Origin of the sequence: Streptomyces sp. NPDC048484 (assembly GCF_040651415.1) — a bacterium.
Classification (GTDB): domain Bacteria; phylum Actinomycetota; class Actinomycetes; order Streptomycetales; family Streptomycetaceae; genus Streptomyces.
Map to the genome: position 1 here is coordinate 101,993 of NZ_JBEZJY010000011.1, position 16,315 is coordinate 118,307.

Here is a 16,315-nt window from a genome sequence, read left to right on the forward strand (position 1 = left end):
CAGCTCTTCAGCTCTTCTGTCTTCTAGCTCTTCCGTCCTGAGCTCTTCCGTTCTCGGACTCACAGGTTCTTCAACGCGGGCAGCAGCTTCTTCTCGGCCCAGTCCAGGAACGGGAACTGGTGGTCGCCGCCGATCTGGACCAGGGCGACCTCGGTGAAACCCGCGTCGGCGTAGGGGCGAACGGCCTCGACGAAGGCGTCGACGTCGTCGCCGCAGGGGATGCTCTGCGCCACGTCCTCGGGCCGGACGTGCTGGGTGGCCGCGTCGAAGCTCGCCGGGCCGGGGAGTTCGGAGTTGACCGGCCAGCCGCCGAGCGCCCAGCGGAACTGCTCGTGCGCCCGCGCCACCGCGGCGTCCTTGTCGGTGTCGAAGCAGACGGGCAGCTGGCCCACCCTGGGCTTGCCGCTGCCGCCGTGCCGGTCGAAGGAGTCGATCAGCTCGGCCTTCGGCTCGGTGGCGATCACCAGGTCGGCCAGCCGGCCGGCCAGGGCACACGAGCGCTCGCCGGAGACGGCGACACCGATGGCGGGCGGCTCGGCGGGCAGGTCGAACAGCCGGGCGTTCTCCACGTCGAAGTGCGGGCCGTGATGGTTCACGTTCTTGCCCTCGAACAGCGCGCGGATGATCTCGATGGCCTCTTCCAGCATTTCGAGGCGCAGGTGAGCAGCCGGCCAGCCGCCACCCACCACGTGCTCGTTGAGGTTCTCACCGGAACCGAGCCCGAGCCGGAAGCGGCCCTCGGCGAGCAGCTGCGTGGTGGCGGCCTTCTGTGCGACGACGGCCGGGTGGTAGCGGGTCGTCGGACAGGTCACGTACGTCATGAGGGGGATGGTGGTGGTGGCCTGCGCGGCGGCGCCGAGGACGCTCCACGCGTACGGGGCGTGTCCCTGCTCCGCCAGCCAGGGGAAGTAGTGGTCGGAAGTGACCGAGAAGTCGAAGCCGGCCTGTTCGGCTGCCACCACGTGCTGCACCAGCTCGCGCGGTCCGGCCTGTTCGGTCATCATCGTGTATCCGATTTGTGGCATATATTCCTACTAGCCGATCGAGGGTGCCCGAAACATGCTCCCTGCGAGCGGCACCCGAGTGCCCGTCCCCCGACGATCCAGTCACGGGAACGGGCACGGGTCACTGATTCTTTTCCCACTCCCGTGGAACCACGGACACCATGACCGAGACCGAGTCCGAGATCAGCGCCGTCATCGTCATCGACATGATCAGCACGTACGACCACGAGGACGCCGAGCAGCTGCTCCCGGCGGCCCGCAAGGCGTTGCCCGCGGTCGTACGCCTCCTGGAGCGGGCCCGGGAACGGGACGTCCCGGTGATCTACGCCAACGACAACTTCGGCCAGTGGCGCTCCCACCACGGGGAGATCCTGGAGGCCGCGCTCGCGGGCCCGCACGCCGATCTCGTCGAACCGATACGCCCCGACGACAAGTCCCTGTTCGTCGTGAAGGCGCGCCACTCGATCTTCTACGAGACACCGCTGAGCTATCTGCTGAGTCAGCTCGGTGTCGGCCATGTGGTGCTGTGCGGCCAGCTGACGGAGCAGTGCGTGCTGTACTCCGCCCTCGACGCCCACATCAGGCATCTGCGGGTCACCGTCCCCGTCGACGCGGTCGCCCACATCCACGCCGATCTCGCGCAGGCCGCGTTGCGGATGATGGAGCGGAACATGGCGGCGGAGCTCCGCACGGCCGAGACGGCACGCCTCTGACCGGACTCGGCCCACGCCTCCGACCGGACTCACCGGACTCACCGGACTCAATGGTGGCCGAGGCCGCCGCTCCCGAAGCCGCCGCTGCTGTTGCGGTTCCACCGGCGCCGCTTCTGGTTCCTGGCGCGCCGGGTGGACATGTTGCCCGCCGCCCGCAGCCCGTGCGGGCTCAGGAAGCTGCCGTCGTGCGGCATCTCGTCGGGCTCCCGCATCTCCTGGATCTCGTGGACCGCGCCGGTCTCGGGCAGCCGGGGCTGGTCCTCAGGTCGCGGCGGACCGGGTTCACGGCTGCGTACACGCATGCCCCACCACACCGCGGCGACCAGCATGGCCGTGACCAGAAGTCCCACCACGAGGGGTCCCACGACGAAGGGCTCCGAACCCGCCACGACTTCATGCGGGGTCGCTGCGGCCCTGCCGAAGCTCTCCATGGAGAGCGAGTACCCGCACAGACCGGCCCAAACAGGGCCCAGCGGTTCCGGCCCCGCGCACCGGCACACCGCGGACTCGCGCCCGCGGTGTGCCGGGGGCTGCCGAGGGTACGGGGTAGGGATGCGAATGGGTGTGCTTGACGTCGGCTCGAACACGGTACGGCTTGTGATCGCGGAAACGGATGGAGCAGTTCCGCTTCCCGTGCACACCGCCAAGCGCCGGCTGAGGTTGTCCGCCCACGTGGAACGGGGCGGCCATCTGCCGACCGAACAGGTGGACCGGCTGGTGGAGGCGGTGGAGGACGCCCGGAACGAGGGGAGGCGCTGGGGGGTGACCCAGCTCTTCGCCTTCGCCACCGCGATCGTGCGGGACGCCCCGAACCGTGCCGAGGTCCTCGGGCGGGTGGCCGCGGAGTCGGGGGTGCCGCTGCATGTGCTGCCGGGCGAGGTGGAGGCGGAGCTGACCTTCCTGGCTGCCCGGCGCTGGATGGGCTGGCGGGCCGGGCCGCTGGCCCTGCTGGACATCGGGGGCGGTTCGCTGGAGGTGGCCTTCGGCCGGAGCAGGCTGCCCGACTTCGCGATCTCGCTGCCCCTGGGGGCCAACCGGCTGACCCGTGAGTTCTTCCGCGGCCAGGATCCGCCTTCGCCGCACCGGACCAGGCTGCTGCGTCGGCATGTACGCCACCAACTGCGCGACACCGCGGCCCGTATCCGCTGGGAGGCTCCCCGCACGGCGGTCGTCACCTCGCGCATGTTCCAGCAGCTGGGGCGGTTGTGCGGGGCGGCCCCCGGCCGGTCCGGGCCCTTCACCCCCCGGAGCATGACCCGCTCCGACCTCGGCAGGGCCGTGGAGCAGCTGGCGGCGTTGCCGTCGGCCGAACGCGCTCTCCTGCCGGGGATCTCCCTCGCGCGTTCCGGTCAGTCCCTGGCCGGAGCGATCGTCGCGCACACCACGATGAAGCTGATGGGCATCGACGAGGTGGCGGTCTGCCCCTGGGCGCTGCGCGAAGGGGTCCTGCTGCGCTGCATCGAGGACGGCAGCTCCGACTGGTGGGACGCGTACGGCCTGGACGCCCAGGAGCCCGCGGCGGAGCCGGTGCTCCGCCGTCTGCGCGGGGCCGAGGCTGCGCCGGTGAGTGCCGAGGGGTGACGGTCCCGTCGGCACCCGGAGCCCTACGACGCGGTGCAGGCCGTCCCGTTGAGGGTGAAGGCCGTGGGTGAGGTGTTGCCGCCGGACCAGGAGCCGTTGAAGCCGAACGTGACCGACACGCCCGGCGCCATGGCCGCGTTGTAGGTGGCGTTGGCGGCGGTGACGGCGGAGCCGGTCCGGGTGACGGTCGCGTTCCAGGCCTGCGTCACGCTCTGCCCCGCGGGCCAGCTCCACGCGGGGTAACCGTCAACGGAGGTGGGGCAGTCGACCGGGAGGGGCGCCTGCGGGAGGGGTGCCTGGTGGAGCGGGCCGGGTCCGGCGTACTCAGACGCGCGGGGCGGGCAACCGGCCTTCGAGCTGGACCAGCAGGTCGCCGAGCAGAGCGGCGAGTTCGCGTTGTCCGGTGCCGGCGAGTCCGGACAGGACCGTCGTCTCGTAGGAGAGCTGCTCGGGGAGGATGCCGTCGACGAGGTCCCGTCCGGCGTCCGTGAGGCGGACGTGGGCGACGCGGCGGTCGCGGGTGTCGCCGCGGCGCTCGACGAGGCCGCGCTCGGTCAGCTGCTTGAGCCGTTTGGTGACGGCGGCGCCGGAGGAGAAGGTCTCACGGGCCAGCTCACCCGGGGTCAGTTCGAGGCCCGTGCGGCGCAGTGCGCCGAGGAGGTCGAACTCGGAGCGCGTGAGTCCGGCGTGCCGCAGCGGCGCGTCCTCGGCCTGCTGGAGGAGGGCGGCACAGCGGTTGATGCGCCCGATGACCTCCATGGGCCCGGTGTCGAGGTCGGGGTGGACCGCCTGCCACTGCCGGACCACGGCGGCGACCGTGTCTGCCGCGATGTCTCTCGCGCCGCCTCCCGCGATCGGCCGCCCGTTCGCTGCCGTCATGCCTGTGCGTCCTCCAGAAGGTGCGGTCGCTGCCGTCGTACCGTCGCCGCGAGCGTACGGTGTCCGCTCCGCTCGGCGTGCATCACCCGCTCCTGCGGCAGGGCACGCTGCCACCACTCGCCGGCCGCCGCGTCGGCCGTGGCACGCAGTTCGACGAGCGCGGCGGCCAGGCGGCGGCGGGCGGACTGCAGGGCGCCGGGTCCGGGGCACTCGGCGGCGATCAGCCGCGCCGCGTGTTCACGGGCGTGCTCCACCGTGTCGAGAGCGTCCTCGATCCGGTCTCCGGCCCGTCGGTTGGTGACGGCGACCGCGGCCACGAATCCGACGAACGCGCCGACCAGCGTGTCCACGATCCGGTCCGCGATGAGCCCGCCGGGCTCCTGGAAGCCCGTGAATTCGGTGATCAGCAGTGCCATCGGGGTCACGCAGATGCTGCCGAGCCAGTAGTTGCGGGTGATCAGGGCCTCCGCGCCGAAGTTGAAGGCGAGGCAGCACAGCACCAGGGCGGCGGGGCCGAGGTGGGCGAGCGGGGCGACGGCCGCGAAGAGGAGGACGCCGACGAGGTTGCCGACGACGCGCTGCACGCCTCGGCTCCAGGTCAGCGTGATGTTCGCCTGGTAGAGCGAGGCCGCGGTGACCAGAGCCCAGTACGGACGGCCGACGCCGAGCGCGAGCGACACGTATCCGGCGAGCGCACAGCCGAGCGCGGTGCGCAGGGCGAGCGGGAGAAGAGGGCCCAGCCTGCTGCTCAATCGCCCTTTGTTGGTGGCCAGTTCGACTTCCACGCCGAGCAGTTCGTCGGCGTCCCGTCCCGCCGCCACGTGGGGTACGAGGTTCGTACCGCGCAGGTCGCGCGCCCAGGAACGCAGCCGGGCGGGGTCCGTGTCGGCCGGGGCGGCGAGCGCGACCTCGGCCCGCACGAGGAGCCGCTCCAGGGCGCGGCGGGGCTCCGGACGTGCGCCGGTGGCGAGGAGTGACTGCCAGGCCGCGTGCACGGCGGCGGCCGCGGCGGCCCGGACCCGTTCGTGGGCCATGCCCGCGCCGCTCCCGGTGCCCGCGCCCGTGCCGCCGCCCGGGCCGGTGACCGGGCCGGTGACCGATGCCTCGACGTACGCGGCGGCCGCGTTCAGAGCGCGGGCCGTGGCCCGGCGTTCCGGGCCGTGCGGGCGCAGGAGCCCCGGAGCCATGCCGACCAGCCAGGCCCAGGCGCCCGCCGCGGCGGCGAGGACGAGGTGGCCCGGGACCTGGCCGAGCATCTGAGGGGCGAAGAGGGAGGCGGAGCTGATGAAGGTGAAGATGACCGGCCCGGGCGGGCCGATGCGTGTCACGTCGGTCGCCGCCTTCTGTGCGGCGGCGAGCAGCGCGCCGACTCCGACCAGGACCGCGACGCAGGACGTGAGCGACGCCGCGACCAGCGCGATCGCGACCGAGGCGAGCATGCCGAGCACGACCATGGCGAGAGCACGGCCGCGAGCCGCGTACGGCAGGTTGTGGGCGTAGAGCGCGCAGAGCGATCCGGCCATGGAGTACAGGGCGAGATCCAGTCGGCCGAGCGCCAGCAGCGTCAGGTTCGGCACGCCGACGGCGACGACCACACTCAGCGCGGGCTTGAACCAGATGTCGGATGGGCGGCCGAGGCGCAGGACGCCTGCCAGGGGCAGTCTGCGGGGTCGGGCGTGGCGGGGTCGAGCACTGCTCATACCTAAAAGGTTAGCAGGTGTTTTACTCGTAAAAGATTGCGCCGGATACACGTCCGCCGAAACGCCGGCCCGTGGCGCACTCCCGCACGCTCCCCCACTTGCACCTTTGCGCTCGCTTGCGCTCCGCCCGGCCGGGGCATTCCTTCGACCGGACTGTCCGAACACCGTCGATCGGGGAGGTGCGCGGTGCACGGACCTGGGTCGCCCGGCTGGCTGCTCGTCGCGCTGTGCGCGGCGACCGGGGCCTACTGCCTGCTGCGTATGCGCAGCAGGGTCGAGGAGCAGCGCCGCACCGCGGGCGGTGAGGCACTGATGGGGTTCGGCATGGCCGCGATGGCGGTGCCCGCGGCGGTGTCGACGCCACCACGCTGGACGTGGGCCGTCTATACGGCCGTGTTCGGGGTGGCCGCGCTGCGTGCCCTGTGGGCGGCGCGGACCAACGCCCACCACGCACACCATCTGGTGGGCGCGTTCGCCATGGCCTACATGGCCGCGGTGATGGCGAGCGGGGCACATTCCGGGGTGCCCGTCCTCACAGGAGTGCTGCTCGTGTACTTCACGGTGTATGTGCTGTGGGCCGGAACACGGCTCGTTCCGGCCGCGGTGGCCGGACCCGCGGGAGGCAGTTCCTCGGGGGGCGGCACCGCGATGGGCGGCACCCCGGGAGGCAGCTCCGCGGGAGGCGGGCGCACACCCGGCTGGGGCGACCGGCTGGAGCTGGCGCAGGCCTGCCGGCTCTCCATGGGCATCGGGATGCTCGCGATGCTTCTCACGCTCTGAGCCGGCGTGCCGCACGCCCCGTACACCAGGCCAGGCCCGGGGCGTACGGGATCGTGGTCTGTGTCACTTGCCGCGAACGGCCGTATCCCGCGGAGCCGCCCCGCTCATAAGCTGCACCCATGATGGTCCCCGCGGCACTGTTGCTGCTCGGCGCTCTGGCCGCCCTCCTCGCTCCGCGGCTGCTCGCCCGGACGGACTGGCAGGACCGCGAACCGGTGGTCGCCCTGTGGGTGTGGCAGTGCGTGGTGGTGGCCGTACTGCTCTGCTGCGCGCTGTCGATGACGCTCAGCGCGGCCGCCGCCTGGCGGGCGGTACGCGGCCATGTCTTCGCCCCCGCCCCGCACGCCGTGGTGGAGGCCTACGCGCTCACCGGAGGCCCCTGGGCCGCGGCGACGGCCGTGACGCTCGCTCTCGGCGGCGTATGGACCGCGACCATGCTGGCCCGCGAGATCGCCCGGGCCAGGACCGGCCGCCGTCAGCGGCGAAGTGAACTGCTCCTGCGCGCCCCGCTGTTGCCCGGCGAGGAGCCGAGCAGTGAGCGGCTGGTCGTCCTGGAGGGTGAGCGTCCCGACGCCTGGTGGCTGCCGGGAGCCGCGCCCCAGCTGGTCGTCACCACAGCGGCGTTGCGCCGCCTCAAGGGTCAGCAGCTGGATGCCGTGCTCGCCCATGAACAGGGACACGCGCGCGCCCGGCACGACTGGCTGCTGTACTCCTCGGGCGCGCTGGCCACCGGCTTTCCCCAGGTCCCGGTGTTCGCCGCGTTCCGCGACGAGATGCACCGGCTGGTCGAACTCGCCGCCGACGACATGGCGTCGCGCCGGTTCGGCCGGCTGACGATCGCCCTCGCGCTGGTGGAACTCAACGAGGACAGCGGTGTGTTCGGCCCCTGCCCGACCCCGCAGGCCCATGTCCCGCAGCGTGTCCACCGGCTGCTCACTCCCCCGGACCGTCTCCGTCCGGTCCGTCGGCTGAAGCTCACCGCGGCCGCGGCGCTGGTGCCGGTGATTCCGGTTCTGGTGGCCTTCGGACCGGGCCTTCGGGCGCTGGGGTAAGCGCTGGGGCAAGCGGATTCACCACGCGCGGGGACCCCGGTTCACCACGCGCGGGGGCCCCGGGCTCGCCTCCGGCCCCATCGGTCGGCGAGGATCGGTGCATGCACCCTCCCGTCGACTCGCCGCCCCACGCGACAGGCCCCGGGATCGCCCTGCGCGTTGCCGCGGCTCTCGTCCTGCCCACCGCCCTGCTCGTCCTCCTCGTCGCGATCTCCTGGGACCCGCTCATGGCCCTCGACGGCGACATCGCCCGCACCACCCACCGCTGGGCGGTCGACGACCCGGATCTGACCCAGGCGTTCCGCATTCTCACGGACTGGGTGTGGGACCCCTGGACGATGCGAGCCCTCGTCACCGTGGCCGTGCTCCGGCTGGCGCTGCACCACGGCGCGTGGTGGCTCGCCCTGTGGCTGACGGCCGCCTGCGTTCTCGGCTCGCTCCTCTCGCAGGGGCTCAAGGCGGCGGTCGACCGCGAACGCCCTGTCTGGCCCGACCCCGTGGACTCCGCCCACTTCGCGGCCTTCCCCTCCGGGCATGCCATGACGGCCACGGTGGTGTGCGGCCTGCTGCTGTGGGTCCTGCGTCTGTACGGCGCCGGGCGCCTCCTGTGGCGTACCGCGCTGGCCGTGTCGGTCGTGTCCGTCGTCGGCGTGGGGCTCACCCGTATCTGGCTCGGCGTGCACTGGACGTCGGACGTGCTCGGCGGCTGGCTGCTCGGCGCGTTGGTGGTGGCGCTCGCGATGGGGTCCTACGCGCGGTTCCGGGGCGCCGCCGAGCCGCGCTGACACTCCGGGCCTGACACCCGGGCCGGTCCCGCCACCGATCGCCCCCACACACGACGGCGTACTCCTGCTCCTGTTGCGCACGGGTCACAGGGTGTACTCCACTAGGGTGATCGAACGGTCGATCAGTTCCCTCAGGCGACCTGTTCCCTCAGTCGACCTGTTTCCTTCACTCTGGCGCGACGGAGTTGCCATGCCGACCGACCCACAGCGGTTCTCACCGATCACCACCGACAGAGCGCATCCCGCGCGCGTCTATGACTGGCTGCTGGGCGGCAAGGACAACTATCCGGTCGACGAGGCGGTGGGAGAACAGCTCCCGCCCGAGGCCAGGGACGCGGCTCGGCAGAACCGCCAGTTCATGCACCGAGCGGCCGCCTGGCTCGCCACCCGGGGCATCGACCAGTTCCTGGACATCGGGACGGGGATCCCCACCGAGCCCAACCTCCACCAGATCGTCCAGAACATCGTGCCGACGGCGAAGGTCGTCTACACCGACAACGATCCGATCGTCCTGCGTCACGCCGAGGCACTGCTGATCAGCCACGCCGAGGGCGTCACCGACTACATCGAGGCCGATGTACGGCAGCCGGCGGGGATCGTCGAACACGCCCGGCGCGTCCTGGACTTCGACCGTCCGATCGCGCTGTCGCTGATCGCGCTGATGCATTTCATCCCCGATGAGCAGGACGCCCACGCCGTCGTCCGCGATCTGGTCGCCACGCTGCCGCCGGGCAGCTACCTGGTGCTGTCACACGCTGCCTCCGACGTGTATCCCGAACTTGCCGAGCAGGTCACCGCCGAGTACGCCAAGGGCGGCATCCAGCTCGGTTTCCGCACCCGCGCGGAGGTGGAGCGTTTCTTCGACGGTCTCGATCTCGTTCCGCCCGGCCTGGTGACAGCGACGGAGTGGGACACCTCGGACGAGACGCAACCCGCCGAAGGCAGCGGCATCTACGTGGGAGTGGCCCGCATTCCGTGACCCGGATCGTCCCGAGGTTCCGCGATCCCGAGGTCCCGAAGTTCCGCGAATCCGACGTTCCGCGAATCCGCGGGCGGGTCTTCCCAATTGGCACAGGACGCCACGTCTGACGCAGGAGCCACAAGGGCAGGCCATAGGGGACTGAGCACCGCGGTTTCGGCAGCCGTTCGCCCCGTGCCGGGGCCGCAGGAGGGACCTACCGTTCGCCTTCCTGATGCGCCTGCGGCACCAGAACGGCGATCTCGCCGGGGCGGAGCAGCTGGCCGAAGCAGCGGTCACCGCCGGAGACACCGCGCCGCTCGTGGCACTCGCCGGCCCGTGGTGACGACGGGCGCTGCCGCATCCTGCCCGCCGGCCGGCAGACGCCTCACTCGCCTCTTCCGGCGAGCACTCGTGACCGTAACTGCCCGTGCGGGCACCGAGCCGACTCGGATCTTTTCCTCTTCGGACCAATCCGTGTACCCCCACGGCAACGGATCACCTGCGCAGGCTGACGAATTAGGTGAAGGGGCAGTTGCATGACATGCGAGGCAGGCGAGGCGGGGCACATACGCCCGAAGCTCGGCACGGGCGTCAGGAACCGTACCGAGCGTGACATCCGGGAGCCGGATGTGGAGGCGGGCGCGCGACCGCAGGCCACGTGCGAGGAGGCACGTGCGGCCGCACCTCGCGAAGGGGGCGGAACCGCAGGGAAGAATCCTGCAGCGGCGGTGACCTCAGGCGCACCGGTATTCGTCGATCCCAGCGGCCGGCGGGCCAACAGAATGCGCCGGGTGGGCTGGCTCGTGGCGGCCGCGTGCGTGGTGTCGGCCGCGACCCTGGGCGTCGTGGTGACCAACGGCAACTCGGCCGCGCCCTGGCTTCACCTACCGGGAACAGTCGGCAGCGAGAGGCAGAACCGAAGCGCGAACGAGGCGGGACAGCAACCGGAGCGGAAGGAGCCCGGCGCACCTGCCGCAGACGGCCCCTCGTCGACCGCCGCCGGGTCACCGATCCGGCCGCGGAGCGAGACCAGCACGTCGGCGAAGGCGCTGAGCGTTCCACGGCCGGACGCGAACGGCACGACCGCCTCGCCCGGCGGGCCGCCCACAGCCGCTCCGTCTTCCAACGGGAGCGCCACCGAGCCCGTGCCCACGGACACGGGGGAAGCGGTCACCGAACAGCCGAGCCGGACGACATCCCCCGAGACACCTCAAGAGCCGACAACAGCGCCGAGCACGGTCGATCCCCCGTCCCCGACCGCCTCGGCCGAACCCTCCCCGACCGGGACACCCGCAACCGGCCTGCTCGACGGGCTGGTGACCGCCGCCTCCGGCCTGCTCGGCAAGTGAAGCCCGGCCGCAGGGCCGGGCCGCGCCGTGGCCTGCCTTCCCGTCCGTCCGAGGCGATCCCCCGCGTCGCCCCGGACGGACGGCAGCCCGAACGAGATCCCGTGGGAACCGGTCCGGACGCGTTGAGTATAGTTGGCTGACAGCCAGTCAACGCAGGAGTACCTAGAATGTCCCCTCGCAGCGCATCGGTCAATGAAGAGTTGCGGCGGCGTTCCCGCGAGAGGCTTCTGCAGGCGGCACTCGAACTCGTCAGCGAGCGTGGGTACGACGCCACGACGCTGGGCGACATCGCGGACCGCGCGGGCTCCGCCCGCGGTCTCGTCTCGTACTACTTCCCGGGCAAGCGTCTGCTCGTCCAGTCCGCCGTGCACCGGCTGATGCACCGCACGCTGGAGGAGGCTCTGGAGCGCGAGCCGTCCACCGAGGACGGCCGGGAGCGGATGGCGCGGGCCATCGACGCGATCCTGGGCCTCGCCCGGGACCACCCCGTTCTGATGCGCCAGCACATGGCGGGCATCCTGCAGGGCGAGGGATTCAGGCAGTGTCCGGAGCAGCAGCGCCTGGCGGAGCTGCTCAGTGACACCACGGCCCGCCACGGATCGCCGGACGCCGGCGTCGACTACCCCATGCTGCGGGCGCTGCTGATGGGTGCGGTGTTCTCGGCTCTCGTGCCCGGGGTCCCGATGCCGGTACCGGTGCTGCGGGCCGAGCTGTTCCGGCGCTACGGGCTCGAATGGGAGCGGGGTGCCCCGCCGGGCGCCGAAGCGCCCGACGGGACGTACCGCGAGGACCTCTCACGGTTCTTCACTCCCGGGAGCCGCGAGTCGGAACAACGTCCCGATCACGGTCACGGTGACGAGCACGGTCGGGAGCAGAACCAGGAGACGGACGTGACCGGTCAGCCGGTCAGCCGAGGTCAGTCGAAGTAGTCCGGCTGCGTCTGAACGTTCAGCTCGCTCTGCCGGTTCTTCTTCGCCGGGTCCGTACGACGGTCGTTGATCTTCAGGACGTCGAAGCCCTTGGCGATGTCGTTCGAGTAGATGTAGCCGTTGTAGTAGTACGCGGACCAGGAGCCGCCGGTGACCATGGTCGTGGTGCTCAGCGGGCCGCGTTCGAAGTAGGCGATCTCCTTCGGCGCCGAGGAGTTCGTGAAGTCCCAGACGGAGACGCCGCCCTGGTACCAGGCCTGGACCATGATGTCCTTGCCCTTGACCGGGATCAGCGAGCCGTTGTGGGCCACGCAGTTCTCGGTGTCGGCCTGGTGGCGCGGGATCTTGAAGTAGCTGCGGAAGACCAGCTTGCGCTTGTCGCCCTTGCCGACGATGTCGTAGATGCCGTCGGCGCCGCGGTTCGGACCCACGGCCTCGTTGCAGGTGGCCGCTCCACCGCCGCCCAGCTCGTCGGTGAAGACGACCTTGTTGGCCTTCTGGTTGAAGCTCGCCGAGTGCCAGAACGCGAAGTTCACGTTGTCCTGGACCTGGTCGATGACCTTCGGGTTCTCCGGGTCCTTGATGGAGAACAGGATGCCGTCGCCCATGCAGGCGCCCGCCGCGAGGTCCTTGGAGGGCAGCACGGTGATGTCGTGGCAGCCGGTCGTCTTGGAGACACCCGGGTTGGTGGGCCCGCCCGGGTTTCCGCCGCCGTCCGCGCCTTCACCGGGGAAGAGAACGGGGAAGTTGACGACCGCCGCCTTCTCCGGGGCCTTGCGCGGCACCTTGATGATCGAGATGCCGTCGTGCGGCGGCTGGCAGTCGGGGAACGTGGCACTCGGCGAGTACGAGGACACGTAGATGTAGACGTTCTTGCGCTCCGGCACCAGCGTGTGGGTGTGGGAGCCGCAGGCGGTCTCGACGGCGGCGACGTACTTCGGGTTCTTCTTGTCGCTGATGTCGAAGACCTTCATGCCCTCCCACGAGGCCTTCTCGGTCGCGGGCTGCGTGGTGCTGTTGCAGGAGTTGTCGCTGCGCGAGGAGTCCGTGGAGAGGAAGAGCAGGTCGCCCGAGACGGTGATGTCGTTCTGCGAGCCCGGGCAGAGCACCTGGGAGACCGTCTTCGGGGCCTTCGGATTGCTGATGTCGAAGATACGGAAGCCGTCGTAGTTGCCGGCGAACGCGTACTTGCCCTGGAAGGCGAGGTCCGAGTTGGTGCCGGGCAACGCGTCCTTGGGGATGTTCGCGAGGTGCTCGATGTTGTCCGAGTGGACGATCTCGTCCTGCCCGGGTATCTCGCCCTTCGCGATCGCCGCTCTGGCCTCGGCCGCCTCACTCTTGGAGACCTTCTCCGAAGTCACCGGAGCGTCCCCGGGGTCGGGGGTCGCGACCGCGGGGCCTGCCGTGAGCAGTGCGGCCAGAAGGCCCGCCGCGGTGACGGCAACTCCCAGACGTCTGCGCCGCGTTCGGTGATTGTTCAACAGGGTCACTGCGTCCTCCCTAGTAGCCGTTCGCAGTCGAACGGTTCAGGTACCTCCGCAGTATCGTCTTCTGCATGCACAGATCAACAGGTGGCAACGCATTCGTAATGAATGTTTTTGATCATTGGCATGCGGAAGCGTGCTAGGACGGTCATCAACACTCACGAGGTGTCTGCCGATTCATGTGCCGCAGGAGGTCACTGTGCTCGCTCGCCGTACGTCCCGCCGTCTGATCACGGCGTCCGTGACGGCCGCCGTCCTCACACTCGGCGGCTGCACGGGCTCCGACGACGACACCAAGTCCGCGCCGAGAACGGGCCCTTCGGTGATCGCTCCGGGCAAACCGGGCGAAGCCGCCGAGACGCTCTCCGCCGCGGACGCCGCGGAGCAGCGCTCCGACGACGACACTCCCAACTCCGCGGACTTCGACTACGCCCGGATGATGATCGAGCATCACAACCAGGCCATCGAGATGACCGAACTCGCCCCGAAGCACGCCTCGTCGACGCGGGTGAAACGGCTCGCCGAGCGGATCTCGGCCGCACAGGGGCCGGAGGTCGAGACGATGGAGGCCTGGCTCAAGAACCACGGCGACGCCAAGAAGAACGGCGCCGAGAAGAACAAGGGGCACCACCACGACGTGATGCCGGGTATGGCGACCGAGGCACAGCTCAAGACACTGCGCGCGGCGAAGGACGAGGCGTTCGACGAGCTCTTCCTGAAGCTGATGATCACCCACCACAACGGGGCGATCACCATGGCCACGGACGTCCTCTCCCAGGGCAACAACATCCAGATCGGCGAGATGGCCGACGACGTGATCGCCCAGCAGACCACCGAGATCAGCCGCATGCGCGAGATGTGACGGCAGGGGCTTCAGCGGCGGGCGTGGCGGGGCGCGAGGAAACCCGCGTCCCGTGCCCCGGCGATCAGTCTCAGCGAGCGACGGCGGCTGTGCCCGGTCGCGGACATCACCGCGAGCACCGGATCCCGCCCCGCCCGCTGAGCCGCCAGATACTCTCCGGCGACGAGGCGACGGCCCTCGACGCCGGGCGGCCGGGCCGGGCGCGCGTGCCGCCTGTCGGGGCTCCCGTCGCCGGCCGGGCCCCCCGGCGCCCCGGCCGCTCCCGCGCACGCTTCCAGGAGCGGGCCCTCGATCCAGTCCGCAAGCGCCGCCAGGTCGTCGAGCGAGAGCGCGGGCCGGGCGCGTACCTCCTCGACGGAGACGCATCCCTGGCACACCGCCGCGAGCAGGTCGACACCGGCACCGTCGTCGAAGCGCAGCCGGACGTCGCACCACGTCGTGGCGGTGTCGTTCTCCCGCACTTCCCAGGCGCGCCGTACGGTCACCGCCCCGTCCGGCTCATCACGATCAGAAAGATTAAGAAAGGATGCTTCCAGCACATACGCAACGTAACCGCATGATCACATTCGTCACGAAAAGGCACGCACGCGGGGCCCACGCGGCACACCGTCGGCGCAGCGCCCTGTCCTGCCCCTCCCCCGTCTCGCGGTGCGGTGCGATGCTGGGAGCACCAGCGAGTTCCTCGTTCTTCTCGGGGAAGGGGTTGTGCCGTGCTGCAGGTCGCCGTCGTCGGATCGGGGCCGAGTGGCGTGTACGCCGCGCAAAGCCTTGTCCAGCAGGAGCGGGTGCCCGGGGTCAGGGTGGACGTCCTTGACCGGCTCCCGTGCCCGTACGGCCTGGTGCGCTACGGCGTGGCGCCCGACCACGAGAAGATCAAGTCACTGCAGAGCACGCTGCGTACGGTCCTGGAGCACGAGCGGGTGCGGTTCCTCGGCGGTGTCCTGGTCGGCCCGGACGGACTGCCGGCCGCCCGGCTGAGGGAGCTGTACCACGCGGTCGTGTACTGCGTGGGCGCCGCCACCGACCGGCATCTCGGAGTGCCCGGCGAGGAACTGCCGGGCAGCTGGTCGGCGACCGACTTCGTGTCCTGGTACAGCGCGCATCCGGACATGGTGTCCGACGGTTTCGCGGCCGGCGGTTTTGTGGCCGGCGCGCGGGCGGCGGTCGTCATCGGCGTGGGCAACGTGGCGGTGGACGTGACCCGCATACTGGCCCGTGGCGCCGCGGAACTGAGCCCGACCGACATGCCCCAGGCGGCACTCGCCGCACTGTCCGGCAGCCGGGTGCGGGAGATCCAGATGGTGGGGCGGCGCGGCCCCTCGCAGGCCCGCTTCACCACCAAGGAGCTGCGGGAGCTGGGCGGCCTGCCGGACACCGAAGTCGTCGTGGACCCCGCCGAGTTGGCGCTCGATCCGGCGTACGCGGATCCGTCCGCCCTGCCCGCCGCGCAGCGACGCAACGTCGAGGTGCTGCGCGGGTGGGCCGAGCGACCGCCGGCCGCCGGCTCCCGGCGGATCCGGCTCCGCTTCTTCCTGCGTCCGGTCGAGGTGCTGCCGGACGCGGGCGGGCGCGTGGGCGCGGTCCGCTTCGAACGGACCCTCCCCGACAGCCTCGGCGGCGTGACGGGCACGGGGCGGTACGAGGACATCGAGGCCCAGTTGGTCCTGCGCTCGGTCGGCTACCGCGGAGTTCCGCTGGAGGGACTGCCGTTCGACGCGGACCACGGCACTGTCCCGCATCTCGCGGGCCGCGTCCTGCGGGACGGCTCGGTCGCGCCCGGCGAGTACGTGGCCGGCTGGATCAAGCGCGGCCCGACGGGCGTCATCGGCACCAACCGACCCTGCGCGAAGGAAACGGTGACGTCGCTTCTGGAGGACGCCCCCGCACTCGTACAGCGCGAGGTACCGCCCGATCCGCTCGCCGCCCTGCGGGCCGCGGGCCTGCGCCCGGTCGACTGGTCGGGCTGGCAGGCGATCGAGCGGGCGGAGGCGCGGCTGGGGGCCTCACTGGGTCGCGGCGTGGTGAAACTTCCCGACTGGCAGTCACTGATGAACGCGGCCCGGACAGAAGACGCCCCATAAGGGGGCGGGGCCGCACCGGCAAGCGGCTCCGCCGCGGGGCGCGACCGGTCACGTACGACTCCCGGGTTTCGACACATCCCTGTCACCCCCTGTGGGCATGACACCTGGCGGCAACAACCAGGAAATCAACAAACTGTTCAACACCCGTACGGTCA

The 16,315-nt window shown here is 71.0% G+C and carries 16 protein-coding genes and 1 pseudogene; 10 read left to right on the top strand and 7 right to left on the bottom strand.

The window, feature by feature from the left end:
- Positions 1–59: 59 nt before the first annotated feature.
- Positions 60–1,025: an LLM class F420-dependent oxidoreductase gene (locus tag AB0D14_RS13710; RefSeq protein WP_362778047.1), complete on the bottom strand. Its 966-nt coding sequence runs from the start codon at positions 1,023–1,025 to the stop codon at positions 60–62.
- A gap of 140 nt (positions 1,026–1,165) precedes the next feature.
- Here AB0D14_RS13710 and AB0D14_RS13715 point away from each other — a divergent pair, with 140 nt between their 5' ends.
- The gene (locus tag AB0D14_RS13715; protein ID WP_362778050.1) at positions 1,166–1,717 is read left to right on the top strand and encodes an isochorismatase family cysteine hydrolase; all 552 of its coding nucleotides are present in this window, start codon (positions 1,166–1,168) and stop codon (positions 1,715–1,717) included.
- 47 nt (positions 1,718–1,764) lie between these two features.
- On the opposite strand, the gene AB0D14_RS13720 is transcribed toward AB0D14_RS13715, so the two are convergent.
- On the bottom strand, positions 1,765–2,148 hold the full coding sequence (locus AB0D14_RS13720; protein ID WP_362778051.1) for a DUF6479 family protein: 384 nt from the start codon (positions 2,146–2,148) through the stop codon (positions 1,765–1,767).
- Between the two features lie 121 nt (positions 2,149–2,269).
- Between AB0D14_RS13720 and AB0D14_RS13725 the strand changes: the two genes are divergently transcribed.
- Positions 2,270–3,298 carry a Ppx/GppA family phosphatase gene (locus tag AB0D14_RS13725; RefSeq protein WP_362778052.1) on the top strand — a complete coding sequence of 343 codons (1,029 nt, stop codon included), beginning with the start codon at positions 2,270–2,272 and terminating at the stop codon, positions 3,296–3,298.
- Between the two features lie 23 nt (positions 3,299–3,321).
- Here the strand turns inward: AB0D14_RS13725 and AB0D14_RS13730 are convergent.
- The 3 genes and pseudogenes from AB0D14_RS13730 to AB0D14_RS13740 form a co-directional block, all read right to left on the bottom strand.
- A pseudogene (locus tag AB0D14_RS13730) lies at positions 3,322–3,522 on the bottom strand (cellulose binding domain-containing protein); the annotation flags it as partial.
- A gap of 100 nt (positions 3,523–3,622) precedes the next feature.
- Positions 3,623–4,177: a MarR family transcriptional regulator gene (locus AB0D14_RS13735; RefSeq protein ID WP_362778054.1), complete on the bottom strand. Its 555-nt coding sequence runs from the start codon at positions 4,175–4,177 to the stop codon at positions 3,623–3,625.
- Positions 4,174–5,877 carry an FUSC family protein gene (locus AB0D14_RS13740; RefSeq protein WP_362778055.1) on the bottom strand — a complete coding sequence of 568 codons (1,704 nt, stop codon included), beginning with the start codon at positions 5,875–5,877 and terminating at the stop codon, positions 4,174–4,176. Before AB0D14_RS13740 ends, AB0D14_RS13735 begins: the two co-directional genes overlap by 4 nt.
- Positions 5,878–6,063: 186 nt before the next feature.
- Here AB0D14_RS13740 and AB0D14_RS13745 point away from each other — a divergent pair, with 186 nt between their 5' ends.
- From AB0D14_RS13745 to AB0D14_RS13770, 6 genes are all read left to right on the top strand, one after another.
- Positions 6,064–6,657, top strand: a complete 594-nt coding sequence (locus AB0D14_RS13745) for a DUF5134 domain-containing protein (RefSeq protein ID WP_362778058.1) — start codon at positions 6,064–6,066, stop codon at positions 6,655–6,657.
- A gap of 119 nt (positions 6,658–6,776) precedes the next feature.
- Positions 6,777–7,709, top strand: a complete 933-nt coding sequence (locus AB0D14_RS13750; protein ID WP_362778060.1) for a M56 family metallopeptidase — start codon at positions 6,777–6,779, stop codon at positions 7,707–7,709.
- A 101-nt stretch (positions 7,710–7,810) separates the two neighbouring features.
- Positions 7,811–8,494 (top strand): phosphatase PAP2 family protein, encoded by a 684-nt coding sequence (locus AB0D14_RS13755; protein ID WP_362778062.1) that lies wholly within the window; start codon positions 7,811–7,813, stop codon positions 8,492–8,494.
- Between the two features lie 190 nt (positions 8,495–8,684).
- Entirely contained in the window at positions 8,685–9,473 is a 789-nt protein-coding gene (locus AB0D14_RS13760) for an SAM-dependent methyltransferase (RefSeq protein ID WP_362778063.1), read from the top strand.
- 518 nt (positions 9,474–9,991) lie between these two features.
- The gene (locus tag AB0D14_RS13765; protein ID WP_362778065.1) at positions 9,992–10,804 is read left to right on the top strand and encodes a hypothetical protein; all 813 of its coding nucleotides are present in this window, start codon (positions 9,992–9,994) and stop codon (positions 10,802–10,804) included.
- 167 nt (positions 10,805–10,971) lie between these two features.
- A complete protein-coding gene (locus AB0D14_RS13770) occupies positions 10,972–11,733 on the top strand; it encodes a helix-turn-helix domain-containing protein (RefSeq protein ID WP_362778067.1) in 762 nt (253 codons plus the stop codon).
- Here the strand turns inward: AB0D14_RS13770 and AB0D14_RS13775 are convergent.
- A complete protein-coding gene (locus AB0D14_RS13775) occupies positions 11,721–13,223 on the bottom strand; it encodes a hypothetical protein (protein WP_362778069.1) in 1,503 nt (500 codons plus the stop codon). The two genes, AB0D14_RS13770 and AB0D14_RS13775, sit on opposite strands and share 13 nt — an antisense overlap.
- A gap of 193 nt (positions 13,224–13,416) precedes the next feature.
- Between AB0D14_RS13775 and AB0D14_RS13780 the strand changes: the two genes are divergently transcribed.
- Positions 13,417–14,079, top strand: a complete 663-nt coding sequence (locus tag AB0D14_RS13780; protein WP_362778070.1) for a DUF305 domain-containing protein — start codon at positions 13,417–13,419, stop codon at positions 14,077–14,079.
- A gap of 11 nt (positions 14,080–14,090) precedes the next feature.
- On the opposite strand, the gene AB0D14_RS13785 is transcribed toward AB0D14_RS13780, so the two are convergent.
- Complete coding sequence (locus AB0D14_RS13785) at positions 14,091–14,564, bottom strand: DUF6214 family protein (RefSeq protein WP_362778071.1); 474 nt, start codon at positions 14,562–14,564, stop codon at positions 14,091–14,093.
- 225 nt (positions 14,565–14,789) lie between these two features.
- On the opposite strand from AB0D14_RS13785, the gene AB0D14_RS13790 reads away from it, so the two are divergent.
- The gene (locus AB0D14_RS13790) at positions 14,790–16,160 is read left to right on the top strand and encodes an FAD-dependent oxidoreductase (protein ID WP_362778073.1); all 1,371 of its coding nucleotides are present in this window, start codon (positions 14,790–14,792) and stop codon (positions 16,158–16,160) included.
- The last annotated feature ends 155 nt before the right edge of the window (positions 16,161–16,315 follow it).